This is a genomic window from Rhodopirellula sp. J20-39, from assembly GCF_057365095.1.
The window spans coordinates 953,098-973,529 of sequence record NZ_CP195123.1 but is presented as its reverse complement, the minus strand read 5'-3'; the positions used below and the strand labels follow the sequence as shown (position 1 = coordinate 973,529).

The 20,432-nt window shown below is 55.0% G+C and carries 17 protein-coding genes and 2 pseudogenes; 3 read left to right on the top strand and 16 right to left on the bottom strand.

Features of this window, described 5'->3' with window-relative positions:
* Window positions 1-169: 169 nt before the first annotated feature.
* The 8 genes from ACR3ZL_RS03300 to ACR3ZL_RS03265 all read right to left on the bottom strand — a co-directional run bounded on the left by ACR3ZL_RS03300 (window position 170) and on the right by ACR3ZL_RS03265 (window position 5,826).
* A complete protein-coding gene (locus ACR3ZL_RS03300) occupies window positions 170-1,531 on the bottom strand; it encodes a FecR domain-containing protein (RefSeq protein WP_473649312.1) in 1,362 nt (453 codons plus the stop codon).
* The gene (locus ACR3ZL_RS03295) at window positions 1,473-2,027 is read right to left on the bottom strand and encodes an RNA polymerase sigma factor (RefSeq protein WP_486173202.1); all 555 of its coding nucleotides are present in this window, start codon (window positions 2,025-2,027) and stop codon (window positions 1,473-1,475) included. Before ACR3ZL_RS03295 ends, ACR3ZL_RS03300 begins: the two co-directional genes overlap by 59 nt.
* Before the next feature lie 29 nt (window positions 2,028-2,056).
* The gene (locus ACR3ZL_RS03290; RefSeq protein ID WP_473649314.1) at window positions 2,057-2,254 is read right to left on the bottom strand and encodes a hypothetical protein; all 198 of its coding nucleotides are present in this window, start codon (window positions 2,252-2,254) and stop codon (window positions 2,057-2,059) included.
* A gap of 237 nt (window positions 2,255-2,491) precedes the next feature.
* Window positions 2,492-3,712, bottom strand: coding sequence for a DUF1559 family PulG-like putative transporter (locus ACR3ZL_RS03285; RefSeq protein ID WP_473649315.1), 1,221 nt, complete (start codon window positions 3,710-3,712; stop codon window positions 2,492-2,494).
* Between the two features lie 678 nt (window positions 3,713-4,390).
* Window positions 4,391-4,519: a hypothetical protein gene (locus tag ACR3ZL_RS03280; protein WP_473649316.1), complete on the bottom strand. Its 129-nt coding sequence runs from the start codon at window positions 4,517-4,519 to the stop codon at window positions 4,391-4,393.
* A gap of 53 nt (window positions 4,520-4,572) precedes the next feature.
* Window positions 4,573-4,764 carry a hypothetical protein gene (locus ACR3ZL_RS03275; protein WP_473649317.1) on the bottom strand — a complete coding sequence of 64 codons (192 nt, stop codon included), beginning with the start codon at window positions 4,762-4,764 and terminating at the stop codon, window positions 4,573-4,575.
* Between the two features lie 335 nt (window positions 4,765-5,099).
* Window positions 5,100-5,285 (bottom strand): hypothetical protein, encoded by a 186-nt coding sequence (locus tag ACR3ZL_RS03270; RefSeq protein ID WP_486173201.1) that lies wholly within the window; start codon window positions 5,283-5,285, stop codon window positions 5,100-5,102.
* 109 nt (window positions 5,286-5,394) lie between these two features.
* On the bottom strand, window positions 5,395-5,826 hold the full coding sequence (locus ACR3ZL_RS03265) for a GNAT family N-acetyltransferase (RefSeq protein WP_473649318.1): 432 nt from the start codon (window positions 5,824-5,826) through the stop codon (window positions 5,395-5,397).
* A 175-nt stretch (window positions 5,827-6,001) separates the two neighbouring features.
* Between ACR3ZL_RS03265 and ACR3ZL_RS03260 the strand changes: the two genes are divergently transcribed.
* The gene (locus ACR3ZL_RS03260; protein ID WP_473649319.1) at window positions 6,002-6,934 is read left to right on the top strand and encodes a sugar phosphate nucleotidyltransferase; all 933 of its coding nucleotides are present in this window, start codon (window positions 6,002-6,004) and stop codon (window positions 6,932-6,934) included.
* The gene (locus tag ACR3ZL_RS03255) at window positions 6,934-10,293 is read left to right on the top strand and encodes a UTP--glucose-1-phosphate uridylyltransferase (protein ID WP_486173200.1); all 3,360 of its coding nucleotides are present in this window, start codon (window positions 6,934-6,936) and stop codon (window positions 10,291-10,293) included. Before ACR3ZL_RS03260 ends, ACR3ZL_RS03255 begins: the two co-directional genes overlap by 1 nt.
* A 59-nt stretch (window positions 10,294-10,352) precedes the next feature.
* Here the strand turns inward: ACR3ZL_RS03255 and ACR3ZL_RS03250 are convergent, their stop codons facing one another.
* The 7 genes and pseudogenes from ACR3ZL_RS03250 to ACR3ZL_RS03220 form a co-directional block, all read right to left on the bottom strand.
* Window positions 10,353-10,814 (bottom strand): VOC family protein, encoded by a 462-nt coding sequence (locus ACR3ZL_RS03250; protein WP_473649320.1) that lies wholly within the window; start codon window positions 10,812-10,814, stop codon window positions 10,353-10,355.
* Between the two features lie 52 nt (window positions 10,815-10,866).
* The gene (locus tag ACR3ZL_RS03245) at window positions 10,867-11,328 is read right to left on the bottom strand and encodes a hypothetical protein (RefSeq protein WP_473649321.1); all 462 of its coding nucleotides are present in this window, start codon (window positions 11,326-11,328) and stop codon (window positions 10,867-10,869) included.
* A 95-nt stretch (window positions 11,329-11,423) separates the two neighbouring features.
* Window positions 11,424-11,954 (bottom strand): hypothetical protein, encoded by a 531-nt coding sequence (locus ACR3ZL_RS03240; protein ID WP_473649322.1) that lies wholly within the window; start codon window positions 11,952-11,954, stop codon window positions 11,424-11,426.
* 116 nt (window positions 11,955-12,070) lie between these two features.
* Window positions 12,071-14,095 (bottom strand): MutS family DNA mismatch repair protein, encoded by a 2,025-nt coding sequence (locus ACR3ZL_RS03235; RefSeq protein WP_473649323.1) that lies wholly within the window; start codon window positions 14,093-14,095, stop codon window positions 12,071-12,073.
* Window positions 14,096-14,100: 5 nt separating this feature from the next.
* The gene (locus ACR3ZL_RS03230; RefSeq protein WP_473649324.1) at window positions 14,101-15,780 is read right to left on the bottom strand and encodes a hypothetical protein; all 1,680 of its coding nucleotides are present in this window, start codon (window positions 15,778-15,780) and stop codon (window positions 14,101-14,103) included.
* A gap of 72 nt (window positions 15,781-15,852) precedes the next feature.
* A complete protein-coding gene (locus tag ACR3ZL_RS03225) occupies window positions 15,853-16,347 on the bottom strand; it encodes a hypothetical protein (RefSeq protein WP_473649325.1) in 495 nt (164 codons plus the stop codon).
* Window positions 16,347-18,626, bottom strand: a pseudogene (locus tag ACR3ZL_RS03220) (S1 RNA-binding domain-containing protein); the annotation flags it as partial. The gene ACR3ZL_RS03225 and the pseudogene ACR3ZL_RS03220, both read right to left, overlap by 1 nt.
* Before the next feature lie 346 nt (window positions 18,627-18,972).
* Between ACR3ZL_RS03220 and ACR3ZL_RS03215 the strand changes: the two are divergent.
* Window positions 18,973-19,359 (top strand): pentapeptide repeat-containing protein, encoded by a 387-nt coding sequence (locus tag ACR3ZL_RS03215; protein ID WP_486173563.1) that lies wholly within the window; start codon window positions 18,973-18,975, stop codon window positions 19,357-19,359.
* Window positions 19,360-20,093: 734 nt separating this feature from the next.
* Here the strand turns inward: ACR3ZL_RS03215 and ACR3ZL_RS03210 are convergent.
* Window positions 20,094-20,291, bottom strand: a pseudogene (locus ACR3ZL_RS03210) (Tex-like N-terminal domain-containing protein); the annotation flags it as partial.
* Window positions 20,292-20,432 lie beyond the last annotated feature (141 nt).

Here is a 20,432-nt window from a genome sequence, read left to right as displayed (position 1 = left end):
CTGCGGTTGCGACTGGTGAGTCTTGTGAAGTACGTTTGAACGCTAGTGCTTCATCCAGATTCAAGTTGGGAGTAGTGGGCGAGGCGACGAGCCCGACTGGTCGGTGAGTGGATAGGATTCGTCGCCTCATCCACTACGATCAACCCCAAAATGAAATGTAGATGAAGCACTAGTGCTTCAAAGTGAACTCAAGTTTCGGTTCGCTGGCTTCTGGATGCGGGACGCCCGCAAAGGCGTGGCACGGAACGTCGTTGGTCTTCAGTGGGAGGTTCTGTCGTTCGATGACGAAGGTCACTTCGGTACCTTCGCGTTCCGTCAAGAATTGAAGTAACTTCTCGTTGCTAACTTCAAAACTTCCGTGCTGTTGGCTTCGTGGTACGTCAAAGGTTCCGAGAATCACACCATCGCCGGGCCCCGGAGAATCTTGCCAACGACATTCGACTTCCCAGCCAGCCTTCTCCGGGTTCGTAATTCCGTAGACTGCATATCGATTCAATTCCGGCAGGCTGCTGAATAGGCCGTAGGGAAAGGGGACAAGGTTGAGTCGAAGTAGCACGGAATCGACCTCATCGAAATTGACGTTGGAGAGATCGAAGGCAAAGAACGACCGCCGATCCCATTGCTTCTTCATCAGGCGGTTGACGGTTAGGTATTTGGGCTGGATGAATTCGCGTCTGTCATTGCGGATCGCAGTGCCTTCACGACCGCCCGTGCCGACGATGAGCATTTGGGGGCCGGGGGCAGGGCCGAGTTCCGATTCGGTCAGTCTTCCTTCGACGAGTGCGTTTGACTCAACCGTGATCGCCTTGCCTACCCCGCTCAAACGCGTGTTTTCCCCGGTCGATGCAACGTAGACAGAAATCTCTCCGTCGAGGACTTTGAAACTGGAACTGTTCTTGGATGGGTCAACGCTGACTGAGAATTCAGTGCCGTGGTCAACTGCGTAGCCATTCGGGGTTTCCATGATGAAGCCGATGGCGGACTTTGGGACATCGATTCTCGCCCTGCCGGACAAGATTCTGCCCCGCATTGGCGTAATCAGTTCCAGTCGGGCTGGTCCTTGGAGCGAAACGTCAACACCTGATCGGAATTGGATGGTCGCCATTCCTGTTTTAAGATCCAAAAGACCTGCGGCAAGGTCTGACCCCGTGGTGGTGGGTAGAGCACTTTCCCAGGAAGCGTTCTCTCCCGAAATCAATGTAGCGACCGGGGACGCAGCAAACAAACGAGGCAGAAACAAGATCGCCAGCAGAATGGATGCTGCCAATCCCGATTGTGCGGCAAGGAATATCCACCTCGACTTAAACCACTTGAGTGAAGCGATCGCAGCAGCGGATTTCAATCGAAACTCAGGATTGGGAGCGTTTTGACCGTGTTCATGAATCAAACCTGCCAGCAATCGAATATCATTGAATTGCGTCACTCGCTGCTGACAACCGCTCAGTTCGTAGCCGAGTATTTCGAGTTCACTCTCATCGAGCACACCTTCGAGGTAGCGTGTTGTCAGTTGTTGAAATGCTTCTTCTGTCATAGTGTGATGTCTCCGCGTTCCACGCACCTATACGGTCTTGAACACACTCGCCCAGCGTGCTGTAAATTCGGTGCAACGTTTTATAAACCGTGTTGGGGGTGCGTCCCAATTTTTCCGCTACTTCAACGCCGCTCAATCCTTCCGAAAAGCGAAGCCGAACCACATCCCGGCAATGAACTGTTAGGTTTGCTAGGCATTGGTGAAGTGCGTCGACACGCTGGCTAATTTCGTCGGCGTCGCGGCACTCGAGATCCGCGTCTACCAAATCTAAAATCGATTCATCTAAGAGCGATGGTCGATAATTTTGGCGGCGTATGAACTCATAGCAACGACGACGTAGGACCTTCCATGACCAGTCACGAAGGTGACGCGGGCCTTCGAAAACATTTTCATTCTCAAAGACTTTCACCAGCATGTCCTGGTAGGCATCTTCGGCTAGTTGAGACTGACGCAAGATCGACCAAGCAAGTGCGACCTGCTTGGTTCTTTCTTGCATCAGAATACCGAGGATTTCACTTCGATCCATCATCGTGGCCTAGGTGCTGATTTCGTTTCGTTTGCTGACTGCTCAGCCGATTTTTTGTCGCGAGCATCTCGCTCGGCTTGAATGTTGGCAGCCGTCTGCAGGTCGACGATGACCTTGGGCTCTGAACTACCACTGCAACCGACCGCAGTGATAAAAAGTGTGCAAGCAATAGCGCTGCTGATGGCGAACTTAAACATTAGAGTTCCTAGTGATCGATGCGATGGGCATTTAGCGCAGCGCTGTTGTAAAGTGGTGATGGTTGAGTGAACCTGTGCTGCTCGGTCGCCGTGAATTGCGTCACGGTTTGATACATCATTCAGCAGCATTTGCGAGGACGGTGGCACTGGATCTCCGTGCGGAAATCCAGTGTGAACGGTTGTTTAAAACTAGAGGGACAACCCATATGTAACAAACTTGAAAAACAACTTGGTGAACTAGAATTCGGAGTCGATGACTTCTCTTGACGCGCGAGTTCCGAGTGCTCCCCAAATTCCGAATGGACTCATCGCGCCAGCATTCGATGGCGATGAATTGATGGCGCGAACGGTCTTCGCTGATTGGTTGCCGGCATCGATAGAGTCGGTGATGAACTTCACTGCTCCGTCCCCCATCAATACATGGGCTCCGCCTTGATGGCGACTGCCAACCGAAGCCAGGGCTTCCATTTGCACGGACTTCAACGAGTTGGGTTTCTGGTTATTGTCGACGCAAAATTCGCCATTCGGAGGCAGGATTGCTTGGAAACCAGTGTGGAGCAAGTAACCCGAGGCCCACTGGAATCCACGTGCCCGATCGGGGGCTGACGCGTTTTGTAGATCACTGTTCACGTCGGAATCCCAGAACTGAGGGCGATCTGAATCACGGAACTGGTCACAATAGCTTGGGTTGTTCATGACAGCGGCCCATGCTTTTTTGCCGATATGAGGCTGCGTACGAACATCGTTGTCACCTAGGTCCGTCGGAATTTCACCGCACATGAGCGTGTTGGATAGCCCGTCGAGAACGTCACGGAATTGCGTCTTTTCCATCGGCACAAACATCCCCCGCTGAGACGCTCGCAGTCTTTCCATACGCGAACTGTCGGGCGGTGTTAGATCCCAGTCGTAAGCTCCTGAATTGATTTTCTCAATTGCGTCGCCCATGCACGCGGCATAGTTCGTTCTTCCGTTCGCTGGCAAGCCCGTTCCCGGATCACTGGGGCAGCGGAATGCTGGTATCTCAGTCACCCAAGGAACAAACGTTGCCTGATTCGGAGTTGGCCCCATCGGTGGGTAGAAATTCGGTGCAACCGGAAGTGTTGGATCACCGTTGCTGATGTGTTCCCAAAGCGCTGTTTGCTCGATGAAAGGAGTAAGCCCCACCAAGAAACTCAGTTGAAGCCGATTGTCGACGACGGAACTCGCGTAGTGACCACCCAGGTAACCACCACCATCGGTACCGCCTCGCTGCACGGGCAGCTGGTTGTATGCCGAGTGATAGTTGTGGAGCGCGAGCCCAATTTGTTTGAAATTGTTTGCACAACTCATACGGCGAGCGGCTTCGCGAGCGGCCTGAACAGCGGGAAGCAGCAACCCCACCAAGACTCCGATGATCGCTATCACCACCAGCAGTTCAACGAGAGTGAATCCAAACCTATTTCGAGAAATCTTTAACACGTTCTTCCTCTTTTATTCACTGAAAACTCAAGGTTGTTAGACAAGCATCAACTCGGATGGAAATACCGACATAGGCTTGCCGAACAGTAGGTGCCGTCTCGCATACCAAAGGAGTCGGACCAGAAGACCTACTGCACTCGTCTACATGCGCGACCTGATAGTTCTGGACAACGAAAGCAATCATTTTTTGAAAAAAGTCGGTTCAGTAGTTTTAGATATAAAGAGCAGACTGTGGCAATGTAATGTGAGATGAAATAACTCGTTAGTGGATGCCGCTTAGATTCAGTCATTGTCGCTTACGTGATCTTGCAATTTTGACAACGGAGCAACAAATCACAGGTCTTTGTTAAGCCTGACGGTCATGTCGTGGCATATGAAGTTTTGATGAATCACGTTTGAATAGGTGGAGAATTTCTTCACTGCTATCTGTATTACTGATGGCGGACGCACTTATAAGAAAACAAAGGGCAAGTCAGACAGCATTGTTTGTTTAATGGCAACGGTGTCATTATGCCGGTGGCGGCATCGCTCTCCGGTCAATCACCCACTTGGCACTCAGGTAAAAATGCCCGCAGTTCTTAACTCAAAACAGATCAAGCTTGCCGACTCGATGAAACGAAGTCGGTCGTGAACGGCACTCCGGATTCACGGCAATGACATTGACGTGTGGTGACTTTTCTATTCGTCCACATCATCGGGACATGCGACGTCATCGTTGTGATACAGAGGATCAACGTTGGGACGAGCGGCAGCCTCGAACGCGTCTCGGTCACTTTGATCGTGACGTCTTCTCGATCTAGATTCCATTTGGGATCGTCGTACAGCTCATCCAAACGGGCGACGAATTTGCCGTCAACAACTTAGAGGTGGCCGTCCTTGATCCAGATGCCGCTCTTGTCCTTGCCATCGCCCTCGTGTTCGGGGCCCCAAAGGCCGACCTGATGCTCCGTTGGAACCGTAGCACAGGGAATGACATAGCATTCCACTTCGCCACCGTGACTCAGCGTGCGCATCTTCTTGAGGATAGGCTTAACCAGATTGTCCGCATCCATGAATTCCAGTTAGAGCGACTGATCGACGTCTTGCGCAATCGTCTAGTGGAGGACGGAAAAGTACTGACATGCCCCCAAAACTTGGTGCACGGCTATGAGAGTAGGGATTGGGTAACAGGTTTCGCATTGGGCTGCATCCGCGCAGGGAGCGTAGCGACCGAAGCGGATTCAGCCCAATGCGAGGCAAACTCCGCCGGGGTAAGATCGCTAGCCTCACAGGAGTCTGCTTCGACGCAGCTCCCAATCCCAGGCGGACGGTTGGACGTACACGACGCCGCTAGAAGCGATATCCTCGATTCTGCACCGAGAGCCAATCCTTTTCGGACGAGATGTCCTTACCAGCTACGAGCTGGACCCACGGCCTCGTCCACAAAACGATTAGCAGCGTGACGGCAGCCGAAGTCACGCGACGCCGCAGTCCCGACCGTGCAACGCGGTAAGAAAATCCTTTTCGAGCCGGAATCCGCCGCCGTCACGTTCTCTGCTTCGATGACACTCACACCGCCTCGTAGGACACTCATGTTGGCGGAATGATTTCGAACTTCGCAGCCGGCCATGTGACCGCTCCAAGCTCACTGATTGAACTAACTTATAGGCTGATTCAAACCACTGCTTGGCCTGACCGAGCGGCTAAATTGTTTTCGCCATCTTTTGGTGCTCAAGCTTGATCAACTGGAAAGGTTCACCTTTGGGTTCGTACCCATGGCGTGCGTAGAACGGCACGGCGTCCGCACGGGCATCAAGTTGAAATTCGCGGTAGCCTTCTTTCACCAACTCAGCTTCCGCTTGGGTAAGAAGCTGCGACCCCAGTCCTTTTCGTTGATGGTCAGGATGGACGGCCATCTGTCGGAAATGCACGAGGCTTGAATTTTTGGGACGCGCAACCACGACAGCGATGACCGCTTCGGACCCATCAACGATGGCGTAGTGTCGCTGACTGTGTTCGCCATCTAGTTCTTCGGCCGTCAATTTCAGGCGCAACGGGGCCCGTAGCACGAGGTGCCGCAATTCCAAAGCATTCTGGTACTCTGGCGAGCACCATTCCAGTTCACTGAATTTCAAACCGTCGTCCGCCCTGGATTACAAGGTAGTGATTTTCACCCCCAAGCTAGCGAAAAACGCTCGGTAATTCGACCCGCCCTGAGTAGCGGCAGGTGGTCTTTCCTAGGACCTCAATTATCCTTGGAACCCGTCTGGGGGGACAATTAGCCTCATTTTTCACACGAGACCGGATTCCATGCAAGTCCTTAAGGCGGTCATCACCGCAGCGGCCCCAAATCAGAACACGCTTCCTTTGCAGCGACTTGTCGACCGCCATGGCGAAGAGAAGACGGCTTTGCAACTGATCGTCGAAGAAACGCTTTCCGCTGGTGTTGAAGAAATCGGCGTCGTGATCCAGCCCGGAGACGAAGAAAACTACCGCCGGGCTGCGGGAAATGCGATCGGTTCGCTACGATTTTTGCACCAGGAACGCCCGCTCGGGTACGCCGATGCCTTATTAAAAGCGGAAGAGTTCTGCGGCAATGACGCTTTTTTGCATCTCGTGGGCGATCACTTGTACCTCTCCGCCGCGACGACCAGTTGTGCGTCACAATTGGTTAGCATCGCACGCCAACATGAGTGCCCCGTTTCAGCCGTGCAGGCGACACGCGAGCATCGCTTGCCGTACTTTGGAATCGTCGCGGGTGCCAGCGTGCCCCGTCACGAGGGACTCTACGAAGTCCGCACTGTGGTCGAGAAACCCACACCAACCCTAGCCGAACAGGAACTGATCACACCCGGTCTAAGAAGCGGACATTACCTAGGCTACTTTGGGATGCACGTCCTGACACCTGCAACGTGGGGTTGTCTGCACGACCTGATGCAGGACGAAAGCTTTGAAACCCCAACCCTTTCTGATGCCGCCGCGATGTTGCCCTCCCGCGGCAAGTACCTCGCGTTTCAAGTCAAAGGCAAACGCTTCAATATCGGTGTCCAGTACGGTGTCCTGATCGCTCAACTTGCCATTGGCTTGTCCGGCCGTGACCGTGACCTATTGCTGACCGAAATGGTCGAGCTGCTTGCGACTCGCCCCGACCCAATGGTCGAAAATTGCGAGGACGAGGCAACCGATATGAATGATGCAGGTGACGCTACGACTGAATCTGCTGCCAACGGAGGCGTTCACTAATGCCGGCAACGCTATCTCAGAATCCGTTCATCGAAACCATTCTGTGCGAGGACGGTCCACAACGCGACCGCTCGTTGGAATCGCTTTGCGAAGGTTGCTCGCTTGATGCGTTGATGCAGCATGTTGAGGCCTTGGACACTTTCCGCCGGCAAGAAAGCAACTTGTACCGACGTGTTCGAGCATTGTTCTTTCTGTCGTCGATCTATCGCTATCAACTACCACCTCGTCTCGATCCCAGCTTAGCCGGCAACATTCCGTTTGATGGATACGAGCACCTGCTTGGCCGTCGTTTCCAAGAGGCAATCGATTCCTTCCTGGCGGAACAGTCAAAGTCGGGACCGACCGACTCGCTGGCCAGTGCTCTGGCACAAGCCTATCACCAACTTGGATTCCAAACGCTCGCCGATCAGGTTCGCCACAGCGTCCGGACGGTCCGCGGTAACCAATGGATGTTCCGCCTAGGCCACGTTGCCGAACACCCACTGCGGCTTCGCAAAGAGCTAATCGAGAGTACCGATAGCGAGACGCCCCAGCCGGTGCTGCGTGAGACGACTGCGGTTCGAATGGATGTATCGCATAGCGCCTGGAGCGATATCTTCTTCCTAGGGATGGACTACCCCCAGGGTGCTCGCGTGGTCAACGTATCGGTCGACCTGGGAGTCCGAGGCCGCGACGACGAAATCGTGCCACCCATCGAAACCTATCTACGTGTGATCGATCGTCCAGTGTTCCGCTTGGTTAGTGTCGACCTGGGTGCATCAACGGAAGTCACGACCGTTGCAGAGATGTTTGACTTTGCACGAGACTACCTGGGCTTGTTGAAAGCCGCCGTGATCGCCTCAGGCGTGGTGCCTCCCGGACTGGAGGGCTGCGGTTCGTCGATGGAAGCTTTGCTTGAACAGATTGTAGGACGCGGCAAGGGGCTCGAATTGGTCAGCAAGATCAATGACATCCCCAAGGGCTCCCGACTGGCTGTTTCCACCAATTTGCTCGGTTCGTTGATCAGTAACCTGATGCGAGCGACGAACCAAATTGCGTCACTCGAAGGGCCACTCACCGAACGAGATCGCCGACTGGTAGCCGCTCGCGCCATTTTGGGTGAGTGGATCGGCGGCAGCGGTGGTGGCTGGCAGGACTCAGGCGGTGTTTGGCCAGGAATCAAGCTGATCTGCGGTCAAGAAGCGACCGAGGATGACCCTGAGTTTGGGATCAGCCGTGGTTGCCTGATGCCCAATCACGAAATTCTAGAGCAGGACCAAGTGAGTCTGGAAGCGCGTCAGCGATTGCAAAATTCACTGGTATTGGTGCATGGTGGCATGGCTCAAAATGTGGGGCCCATCCTGGAAATGGTTACCGAGCATTACCTCGTCCGCGGCGACGCCCAGTGGAAGGCTCGCCAAGAAGCGATGTCCATCTATGACGATGTTGTTGACGCACTACGCCAAGGTGATATCCAACAACTGGGGGCCCTAACCACTCGCAACTTCGAAGGACCACTGCAAACGATCATTCCGTGGGCAACCAATCGCTTCACCGATCGCATGATTCAAAGTTGCCGCGACCAGTTCGGAGACCAGTTCTGGGGCTTTTGGATGCTCGGTGGGATGTCCGGCGGTGGCATGGGTTTCATCTTCGATCCTACGATCAAGCAAGTTGCGCAAGATTGGCTCGCGAAAGAGCTCGTTCAAACCAAACGCCAACTCGAAACGGCACTTCCTTTTGCCATGGATCCGGTCGTGTACGACTTCGCGATCAATGACCATGGCACATCGGCACAGCTACAGACAGGCTCCGATGCCCGGTTACCACAAAAGTACTACGCCTTGATGTTGCCACAGTGGCTTCGCACGCCACTGCGTGAATTGTCAAATCAAACTCGTAACGAGCTCGCCCGAATCGGAACATGGTGCAGCAACCCAAATGATTCTAAGGCCGATGCGGCTGTTCTACTGCGAAGCGTCCTGCCAACGGAAAACAGCGTTTCCTCAACCCAGCCGAATTCGGCGGGTGGCGGTAACAGCCTCAAAGAAATCCTGCGAGACAATGGATTCGACCGTAGCCAACACGAACAAATTCGTGACAACACTCGTTCAGGTCGATTCGGTTTGGCTTCCAATCGGTTGGCTGCGGACCTCAAGATCACTGACGTCAGCGAACACCATGTCACCGACACTCGCGGTGGAATCGACGATCGCTACAAAACAATCGGCGAACATGCGATCGCCGACGGACAAGTTGCAGTCGTGTCACTAGCCGCCGGGGTCGGAAGCCGTTGGACACAGGGGGCCGGTGTATGCAAGGCATTGCACCCATTCCACCGTTTCGCAGGCCGACATCGCAGCTTCCTGGAAATTCACCTAGCCAAAAACCGAGCCATCAGTCGGCGATACCAAGCGACGATCCCGCATGTTGTCACCACGAGCTGGATGACGGACAACGCGATTCGAAACGCACTCCAACATAACGACCAATTTGGGCACGACGGACCATTGCACGTTTCCAGTGGTCGCAACATCGGCTTGCGAATGGTCCCCATGGTCCGCGACCTGCAATTCCTGTGGGAAGAAACTTCACAACAGGTTCTCGACCAACAACAGCAAAAGATGCGTGAAAGCGCCCGATCCGCGATCGCGAACTGGGCACGCACCACCGGGGAAGGAAGTGACTATGTCGAAAACACGCCTTCCCAGTGCGTGCATCCAGTGGGTCACTGGTACGAGGTCCCCAATCTGTTTCGCAACGGTGTGCTGCTGAAAATGCTTCAGGACCAACCGTCGCTGAAGTATCTGATGTTGCACAACATTGATACGCTGGGTGCCAACGTTGACCCTGCAATGTTTGGTCTCCATATCGACTCCGGAGCCACCCTCAGCTACGAAGTCATTCCCCGACGATTGGAAGATCGCGGTGGTGGGTTGGCCCTGGTTTCGGGACGTCCACGACTCGTCGAAGGCCTGGCGATGCCAAACGAACGTGCTGAGTTCGGTCTACGGTTCTACAACTCGATGACGACCTGGATCGAGATTGACGGACTGCTGAATTCCTTTGGCTTGAATCGGCAAACACTGGCCGATCCCAATGCAGTCGACATCGCCGTCCGTGAAATGGCGGCCCGCTTACCGACTTACATCACATTGAAAGAGGTGAAAAAACGATGGGGACATGCCCAAGAGGATATCTTCCCAGTCGCGCAGTTTGAAAAATTGTGGGGCGACATGTCGGCACTTCCCGATATCGACAGCCGTTTCATCGTCGCGCCACTGCGTCGGGGTCAACAGCTTAAAGAACCCTCACAACTGGATGGTTGGAACCGCGATGGCGGTTCGGCGTACGTCGACGCGCTGTGCGACTGGAGTTAATAGACTGTGCCATACAGCGAATCGGCAAAATCGATTCGCACAATGCCTTTTTCTGGGCCTTATTCCGGTGGATCCGCAAACATCTGCGAAGCGGCTACCTGAATATCTTCCGATGACATCTCTTGGGTTTGTGTGGCGATCCCCCATTCATGCCCGAATGGATCACGGACTCTACCAAACCGTTCTCCCCAGAACATGTCTTCGGGTTCCATCAGTACAGTGGCACCGTGCTGGACCATCCTCTTGATCATGGCGTCACAATCATCGACGTACAAGTGAATCGCGACGGTCGTGCCCGCCAACCGAACTGGACTGGGCGTTCCACCATGTTCAGGAAGATCTTCACTGACGAAAAACCTCGCACTGCCGATGCGAAACTCGCAGTGCATCACCCGCCCATCTGGCATGTTTAACAACAAGTGCGGTTCGACTTCGAAAACGTCCGAGTAGAACGCAACGGCCTGACTGGCGTCTTGAACGCTTAGGTAAGGCACAAACTCACAAGTTTGCGGTGTGGGCATAGTGGTTGATGACCAGTTCTAGATGAGATAACGGAAACGATTCTTGCGCGAATCAGACTTGATTGGGCACCAGCAAGCCAGCCAACGAAGCAATGGCGAGCAGCATTACCAAAAGTGTTCCGAGTATAAACAGAATCGGTCGCAACCACTTCCCTCGATACCCGAGCCACCTTGCGTAGGACTCGACAACCGGGCCGGCAAAGTAGCAGACGTTCGCCACAATCGCGCCTTCGACAATGGTCACGAGCGTTTTAACCTGGGCCAGGTTCGGTCCACTGATAACGATCACCACGATACCTAGTACCGCGACAAACACGATACGAAGCTTTTCCCAAGCGATAAACGTGCGACGCAAGATTACGGATACCGGATCAATAGCCTCCGTCAAATCTGGCGGAATGATCTGACTGTCTGTTGAAGTGGATGCGGAATAAGGGTTTTGCACACCACGATTGTAAAACATGTTCGCATCGGAAGCACCGCCGAACGCTTCCGCACTGAAACAAACACTCAAGGTCAACGGAGTCGTCAAAAAGTGCAAACCAAAATGTTTGCACTCATTGACTCTTACCGATACCCAAACTGACTGCGATCAAACCCTACTGCGAACTAGGTGATCAACAAGTGATCGCTTGGATCAGACTCTTCCCATTCGCGACGAATTTCTCGTAGGCCGTAGGCACAGAGTTCGAATTGATCACTCAACCGATCGAGCAAATCACAAGGCGGACGATCCGCCTCCGCTTCGATTGTCGAAGCGATCTTGTACGAACGCTTGCCGTGATGGAAGTAATCGAGCAATTGATCGGGTGAGCCAGGCGCATTGCCGCGAACGCTTTCGGGAAACATGCCAGACCAAAACAAGGTCACATCACCGATGTGGCGATGGACTTCACGACGGGCGGTACCGATCCGACGCTCAGCTTCGCAAAGCATCTGGAAAACCTCGGTTGCCGGACGCCCGTCATCACGACGAACTCGCTGGATCGCATCCACGCGAGTAAACCGAATCATCAACCCGCTGACGTATTCAATCAGTTGAACATCAGCGATGCCGAGCTTCGATTGGAAGATGTATTCCGAGAGACCGCTAAGAAAACGATCCAAGGTGGAACGCTTGTTTGGTTCTTGTTCAGGCATGTTAAAAGCTCCTTTAGTCGCTTTGTTTCAAAAAACCTGAAATCCAGAGTTAGTTGCTTTCTAACCACATGTCAAGATAAATACGTGGGGAAACCAAAGTCGGTTCACCCACCCCCCTACGTCTTTTCTTCACCTAAACCAACCATTTCTAATAGTCGTAGTGCGTTCGTCGTCGGCGAGACCCCTGATTGCATTTTATAGTCAAATGTCATCCGTTCGTCCCCGCTGGCGTCCGGCGTGATGGTTTCGCGAAAGTGAACCGTGTTGGCAACTTTTAACAGCTCGGGTTCGTCCGCGAGCTCCAAATCGTGAGTCGTGATTGCTCCGATAGCACCGTTGTTGATCAACATTCCCAACACTCGCGTAACCGCAATTTGCCGCTCCCGACTGTTCGTGCCCTGCAAGATTTCATCCAACAAAAACAGCAACCGCCGGTCCGGTTCAGCCGACAACTCGCGAGCGTGCTGCACAACAGCGGCCAAACGATTCAGCTCAGCCATGTAGAACGAAACCCCTTGGCTCAAGTCGTCACTGACTCGGATGCTGGTTGCCATTTCAACAGGCGGTAGTTTCATCGCCCGGCAACAAACCGGACCGCCAGCCATTGCCAATGAAACATTCAATCCAAGACTACGCAACATCGTACTTTTGCCCGACATGTTGCTTCCGGTGACGAGCAACAACGTGCCTGTTGGACCAATCGAAACATCGTTGCAAACACGAGCGGAATCCGGCAGCAATGGATGCCCTAGACCTTCACATGTCACAATCGAGTCTGCATCGCTGGCACTTAGCCATTGGGGTGATACCCAGTCCGGATACTCATCGCAAACGGCCGCCAAAGACAACAACGCCTCCAGTTCCCCTAAAGCATGAAACCAACGTTGAGCTTGTTCGCCATGGCGTTGCTTCCAACCTTCCAACCGCCGCAAGACTTCCACATCCCAAAGCCCGAACGCTTGGAGTGGAAGATAAATCAAAAACGTAGCGGCCGAATGTTTTAGAGTCGCCGCTTTCGCGATCCCCGCCAATTCACGCATCGCAGTACTGGCCGAACCATCCTCGTTCCTTTCGGATCCCAGCAAACTTGCTCGGAGATCGGAAGCGAGATCATGTTTCGATACGACGCCTACGTTTCGTTCACCAATCTCCGGTGCATTGTTTTGTGATTCGGCATCGGTTTCGGGCAGCAGCTTCGCTGCCTCGAACAACTCCGCATAATCATCCACGCTTCGTCGAGACGTGATCGCAACACTGAAGATCTGAGCAACCGGGCCGAGCATCATTGCGGCGAGCGACAGATTGACCACCGCGATGGCGATCAAGGTAAAAAACGAGATGCGAGTCAGGTCGCGGTTCTGTGTGAGGGTGGCAAACACAAGTGCCACGATTGCAGCGACCGCAACGATTGCAGTCACACGGCCCCAAGCCAGCAACCACCATCGTGCTGGCAACCAAAGCGAGCTTCCGGCCCACTGAACGAAAGAGTCTGGATCGCCGGTTGAGGTGCCGACTTCGCGAGCCAATGTGTAAAAGCGAATCCGTTCGTCCCGGGCTGGCGCCAAAGCGGTAACGGCGGCATGCCGCTGCTGAGCAACATTGGCCAGCACAGGCTGGGTTAGCCAATCCGCAAGTGTTCGTTTTCCCGGCGTGGTCGCAGCCATCGATACGAATTGAAACAGCGACGAATCACCCAACAAATCGAGGTCGCCAGCGAGTGCCTTCTGCCGATCGTCGAGTTGTAGGATCGAGTTTTCGGACTGAGGCGAAGTCGACGCACCAATCGAATCTGACGACAGCGATTTCCAGTCTCGATCCAGGCGACGCGTTAGACGCCGCAACGTTCGCGAACGGTTCTGCAGTACCTCGATCTTTTCACGAACCGTTTCGTTGCGAACGACGACAACCAAAAATGCCAAGAAGCCGCTCGCTGCGATCACCGCCCAAAACGATTGCTGGGTAGTTATCGCGAACCCCAACCCGATCACGAATAGAAAGAACAAGCTGACTCGCAGCGTTCCCATCCGGATATCGGTGGATTGGTGCGTTAGCAGTTCCGCATCGAGACCAGCAAGGTGATCGGTATAGCGGGCACGCGCCGCTTCACAGGACGACGTGCGATCAGAAGAGGTAGGAGACATCCGTGTCAGGCTGTATCAGGTTGAATGATCGGGCGTGCGGTGGCGCTGCTATGCGCGTGTACCACTTTCAACGCAATTCGATCTTGGAGATTGGGGCGGAAGACGGTCAACAACAACAACGGCAAGAACCACCCCATATAAAGGCCGCCGCCGTAGCCGTGCCAGAACTGGGCGGCGATCATCAAGGCCGATGAACAACTAAGCAAAATGCCGAGGTTCTTTTGAGCAGGCCAAATGGCAAGGAAGATGCTCAGGATGACGAAGGCAACAATGACTGGCAGTCGCCAGATCGGATTCCAACCCAGCTCCCAGATCCCACGTGGATCTTGCGTCGGGAAGAACAAACCAAACATCCGCCGCAGGTGTTCCAGGAACGTTTCGTTGCCATCGAACGCCAATAAAACCATCAACAGACAAAGAACCGAAAGCACACCAACGGCGAACCGACGAGCACCACGTTGCCAATAGAAGCTGAACCAAAGTGGCAGCAAAAACAGCGGGTAGTAAACCAATCCAGCCGCGGCACCCACGAACAAACCGGAAAAGAACGGTCGACGATACATCAAGATCGCCCACAAGATCAAAGCCGCGGGCACAACGTGATCCACTCGTCCGGTCATTTGGGCCGTGTAAGGCATCAACAGATACAACGTGGCACATCCCGCTCCTGAGCGGAGGTTGCCGAAATGTCGATTCCCAATTAGCAGGATGCCGATCAAGACAGCCGACTGACCAATGATTGCGATAATCTTGGCAATCGCGGCGCGACGTTGTTCCGCCGGGGCAAGTTCCGCTAGGGTGGGCGGTTCGGCACCAGCGAGCCCATCGCTGACCGGACGCACCGGAATGGTTGGCAACATGTTCATCAACGCGTAGCCAGGCCCCAGTTCAGGGCCTTGTTCACGCTGGATTTCGGGAGTACTTGCGACCACATTGGCCATCATGAAGATGAACAGCGAGATCCCGATGAAGTTCAAACCACCGGTCGTCAGATTGGGGTCCAACAAGGGTCGCCGTACCATCAGCGGGTCCAGCAGCATGCGAACCAACAGCAGGACTTCAATCCCGAACAGCCAAATGAAGCCCGTTCGTCGTAGACCGATTGCCGATTCATAAGCAGCGACTTCGGCGGGTGAACGAAGCTCACCCGCTGTCGGAAAGGCAAGCACCGCAGACGCGTTCGGGGCGGCTTGGCTCGCTGTTGCCTCAACAACAGGCTGGTCATCGGTAGCGGACTCGCCGGCTACCGACTCGTCCGGTGCTTCTTCATTCTCGGCAAGTTCGTCCGACGTGCTTTCGTTGCTGGAAAGGTCATCCGCTTCGTCAGGAGATTCCTCCTCAATATCGGAATCCGATTGTGTCGGGCTGGGATCTGTTTCTTCGGGCGTCAGTTGCGTGATCCAGGTTTGGCGAGAACTGGGCGTGTAACTCGCTTGCGGATCAGCCAAGTTAGCCGCGCGAACAGTGATCGCCTTCGCAAGATCTCGGTCCAAGCGGGTTTGCCGCCGGTACCCCTCATTGACCATCAACAGGCCTGGAGCCAGCAAGATCAACAACACGATATCGAGGTTACGAATACTCCAAAATCGCCGAAAGACGAAGAACAGCCCGATCGTCAAGAACGACGACATGTAAACCCAGGTCGTCGGGTCGGGGCGGCGATAATAGAGAAGGAATTCGCTCATCGTGACAACAATTCGAACGGAATAGCGAACTACCTAGGATAAACGCGCCAAGCCGGCGAAGATATCCCTGGGTTAAATCGTGCTTTTAGAAGCGTAAAGTTCGGCATACTCGATCGCCCAGGTATCAATCAATTGAGTGAATTCGGTCGGATCGACTTCCGCGATCTTGGCGTAGTGAACTCGATTGAAAATTTCCCGGTTCATGACGGTTCCCTTGCCCTTGAGGTCCAAAACCCGCAAGTCGCTGTAAGGGCGAATCACCAATTCCAACCGGCTATAAAGATTGGTCCGACGTCCAGCATCGAGACGCAAGTCGTCTCGGTAACACGCCGTTCCCCAGCCCTCTTCGCCAAACACGGACTCGGTTCGAAAACCAGGGAAGTGGTCCGCAACTCGATGGACCGCCGTTTCGATCTGTTCAGACAACGACAATCGATACGACGTGTGCAGGCGTTTAAGCTCTTCCTCAGAGAGTTCCTTTCGTCGCTCTTCGGACGCTTGATGCTCGGCACGTTGGCGACCGCGTTGGATCGCCGACTCTAAACGTGATGTGAAGTCATCACTCATCAGGTCGCTTCTCCATCAGCTTGACCCGTCGCTTCGGACGGACTGGCTGCTTCCGGCTGACTCGACGATGCGGGTTTTACCTCAGTCGGCTCGGCAGGTGCCGCTTCACTTCCAGCAACAGCCGAAACTTCCACTGCCTCACTGACGGGCGCTGGATCAGCAACCGGCTTTTCCTTTGCAGGCTTGCTTGCCGGCGGCTTACTGGCGGGAGCCTTTTCCTTTGTGAACATCTGCATCAGGTCGCCGAAGGAACGCATTGGCTCTTTGCCTTCCTGCATTGCATCGGTCAGCGTTGGCGAATCGGGTTCCTTACCGACGACTTCGTAGACTTCTGGACGACGTGGTCCACGCGATCCGCCGCGATTGTCACGACGACCGCCGTCACGACCGCCCCGGTTGCCGCCTGTCGGTCGACCACCTCCGCGATTGCCTTGCCCCGATCCACCACGCTGCGCACCACCGCGTTGACCGGAACCCTGTTGTCCCGATCCTTGACCTGGGCCGCGTGATCCGGCACCGGCTTGGCCTGAGCGTGACTGCGGCGCACGTCCGGCATCCTGTTGACCGCGTTGGCCACCACCGCCTGGTCCGCGACCTCGCCCGCCGCCACGTGATTCCTGGCGTTCTCGTGTCAGTTCGGCTTCTCGTTCAGGCGACACGGCACTGAGTCCGACTCGACGTCGCTTGGAATCGATTCCGGTAACCCAAGCGGTGACAACATCGCCGACCTGAACCGCTTCGTGCAAGTCTTCGACATAGCCATCGCTGATCCGGCTAACGTGAATCAAACCGCTGCATTCAGGCGACAGTTCAACAAAGACGCCGAAGGGCATTACGCCAACGACAACACCGATTACGCGATCACCTTGCTTGAGGTCATTGCGACTGGGCATGGAGGTCATCACGGCGGGTGATTCCCCTTCTTGCATGCCTTCACCGAACGGATCACAAAGCCAATTCACGATCTGGTAAGAGCGGCGAACACCGACCTGCCATTCTTTGACGAGCTTATCGACCTTGGCTTTTTCAGGCTTCTCGCGTCGCACCGGTTCAAGAGCTGCCGGCACGGATGCTTCGGCGGCAGGTGCTTGGTCGGCTTCAGCTTCAGCCGCTTCGGGTTTGGTTTCCTCGCCCTCAGCAACCGGCGTTTCTTCACCAGATTCAGCAGCAGGTTGATCCGATGATGCTTCTTCCGTGGCAGCCTCGGCGGCAGGTTGCGACTCAGCCGGAGCCTCTGCACCAGTTTCTTCACTTGATACGGGTTCAGCGTTGGCTTCTGGCTCGCTACTTGCTTCCGCTTCGGGGCTAGCTTCAACCTCTGCACTGGCTTCGGTTTCGGATTCAGCGTCTACAACGTTTCCAGCGAACGCCGATTCCGTTGATTCCACCGCACCGGTAACTTCGGTTACAGCAACTGACTCCGGTGCAGTAACAGGTGCCTCAGCTTTGGCTTGCGGCTGGCTGTAATCTGGGAGCTCGTAACCGGGTGGGCATTCCGGTGGCAGTTCAATTTCCAACGCAGTGGCAAGTCGTTTCGCCAGCGGGTAATCGTCCGGGTGAATAAGTGTTCCGTCGAGTGGCTCTGCGCTAGAAAAGACTCGCAGGAACGGCAACGCTTGGCGGCTATTTACTTCCGATGGCCATGCGACTCGTCCGAGCAACTCATCCCGCGAGCCAACCAGTTTTTCACGACGCGATTGGCTGATCGTTTCAGCAATCTCATGGTTCATGCCGGGCAAACGTTCCAGCCATGACGAGGTCGTCGAGTTCACATCAACGCCACCACGCGACATCCCACTGACCAGGACGTCTTCGAGAGCAGCAAGAACAGCTTGATCCGGCAATTCACGCTGGAACGAACCCAGTCGCAACTTCAGTGGATCGACCTTCACCATCGCTTGCGAAGGCTTCAAGGTCGCGAATGCAATCCAAGCAGCCGATCGAAAACGACGCGGCGTTTGCTTCATTTCTTGGTCGCCGGCGGGACTTCCCGCGTACGCGTCCGCACCACTACGGTCGGCAAGCGTCCAGCGGACCGATTGGTCGTTGGATTGCTTGATCAATTCACCGACCGCGATCATGCAAGCACGGCGAGCCGGCCCGTTACTGATCACGATCAGGTCGACGTGATGCTTGTGAATCAACTCGCCCATCTTGGTAACCGCGAGGGTTCGCATTGCGGCGGATAGCTGGCAAGGAATGTCTTCACTATGCAGCAAACGTCCGTCTGCGGACACAATTGCCGTCGCAGCGGTGCGTGGCCCCACGGCGTCGATCGACATGACGACCTTGGCTTCAATGCCGCCGCGATTGATCTGACGGTTCAAGTGTTCGGCAGCGATCGAGACCAAACGGCCCGAAGCTTGTTCTTGAATTTCGTCCCACCAGGCACCTTCGGCAGCGTCACGAATCGCAGCTTCGTTGGCCAACAGAACGCCAGCGAGTCGCTCGCCAAGATTGCGGTTGAACCCAGAAACCGTCTTTTGCAATTCGGCAACCAACTTGGTCGCGTCGTAGTCAAACGCACATTGAGCGACTTGGCTTCGCAAAGCACGACCCAACATCACGACCTGGAACGCACTGAGTTTGGCGGCAGGCATCTTCTTGCCAGCGAGTGGCTTCAGCGTGCTAACCAACCAACGACGTCGACGTTGTCGTGGCGAGATCTTCTTGGCCTTTTTAGCCTTGGCTGCCTGCTTTTCTTTCTTGGCTGGCTTCTTGGACTTAGTCGCACCATCAGGCTTCGCGCCTTCTTCTGCCTTGGCAGCGTCTGCGGACTCAGCAGCAGGTTGTGTCTCAGCAGTAGGTTGGGCTTCAGCAGCGTCACCTTCAACAGCAGTCACTTCCGCGTCAGCAGCTTCGGTGCTGGCAGCCGGAGTCGCTTCAGCAACCGGCGTTTCACTTGCCGGCGTTTCACTTGCCGGGGCTTCACTTGCCGGCGTTTCACTTGCCGGGGCTTCACTTGCCGGGGCTTCACTTGCCGGGGCTTCACTTGCCTCAGCGGCTTGCTGAACAGGCGTGGTTTCTTCAGCGGCAGCCGTTTCGGCAGTTTCCGGTTCAGCAACAACCGCTTCGGCCGCGGGTGCAGTTTCCGGCGTGGCTTCTTCGGCAACGGCAGCTTCAGCAGATGCCGGGGCACCGTCCGCAGTTGCTGGAGTCTCAGTCGCTTCGGCAGCCGGTGTTTCCGTCGCTACCGCGTCGATTGCTTTATCAGCACCAAAAGCGGGTGCTTCAACAGCCTTCAACGGCTTCGCTTCTTCCGCTTCCGTACTGTCGCTGGCGTTATCATCGTCACCCGAACCATGTGGGTCGGAAACGTCGATGATGTGAATCTTGGCGTTGCGTGACAACCAGCGAACGGCGGCACCGATGACTCGCGGGTCACCTGAAAGCCGTCTCGCGAGAGCTTCGTCAATCTTGGCGACCGCTGCCGAAACGTCACCGGCCGAAGGGGCTGGGGCTGCTTCACTGGTCGCACCTTCTTCGGTCGCTGGTGCTTCATCGGCGGGTGATGCGGCCAGAACTTGCTGGGCCAATGCATCCAAATCGTCGCCGTCACCCTTTTGAGGATTCAGGACACGAACGGCAAGCTGGTTGCTGATGTTGTTCGCTTCACCGGACTCGTTCTTGATGCGACGGGCCAGACGGTCCAACAGACGTCGCGACTTTGCCTGCGAAACGGCTCGGCCGATCGTCGGATCCGTTAACGAGGTCGCCTGCCAGGCCGCGTGCAATTCGTCGCGATATTCTTGCAATCGCCGTTCGGTACGCACCGCGTGGGACAACGCCCACAAGCTGCTTTCGTCCAATCCACCCAGTTCATCACGACGATATCTCGCCAAGAATGGGGGAGTGTAGCCCTGCTCAATCAATGGCAGTGCTAAGCGTAAACTCGAAACCTCGCAACGCCCACGTTGGGCGATTGCGTCCAGATCAACGTTCATCAGATGTCGGTCGCTTTACTAGCTGGGGAGGGCGGCCGGTAGTCATCCGGACGCACGCGAACACGCGATAGTGATATATCCAAACAAGCGGTCGCCGTCGCGAAAAGGTGTCCCATCATCTTTGAACCAAGAGCAACTTCA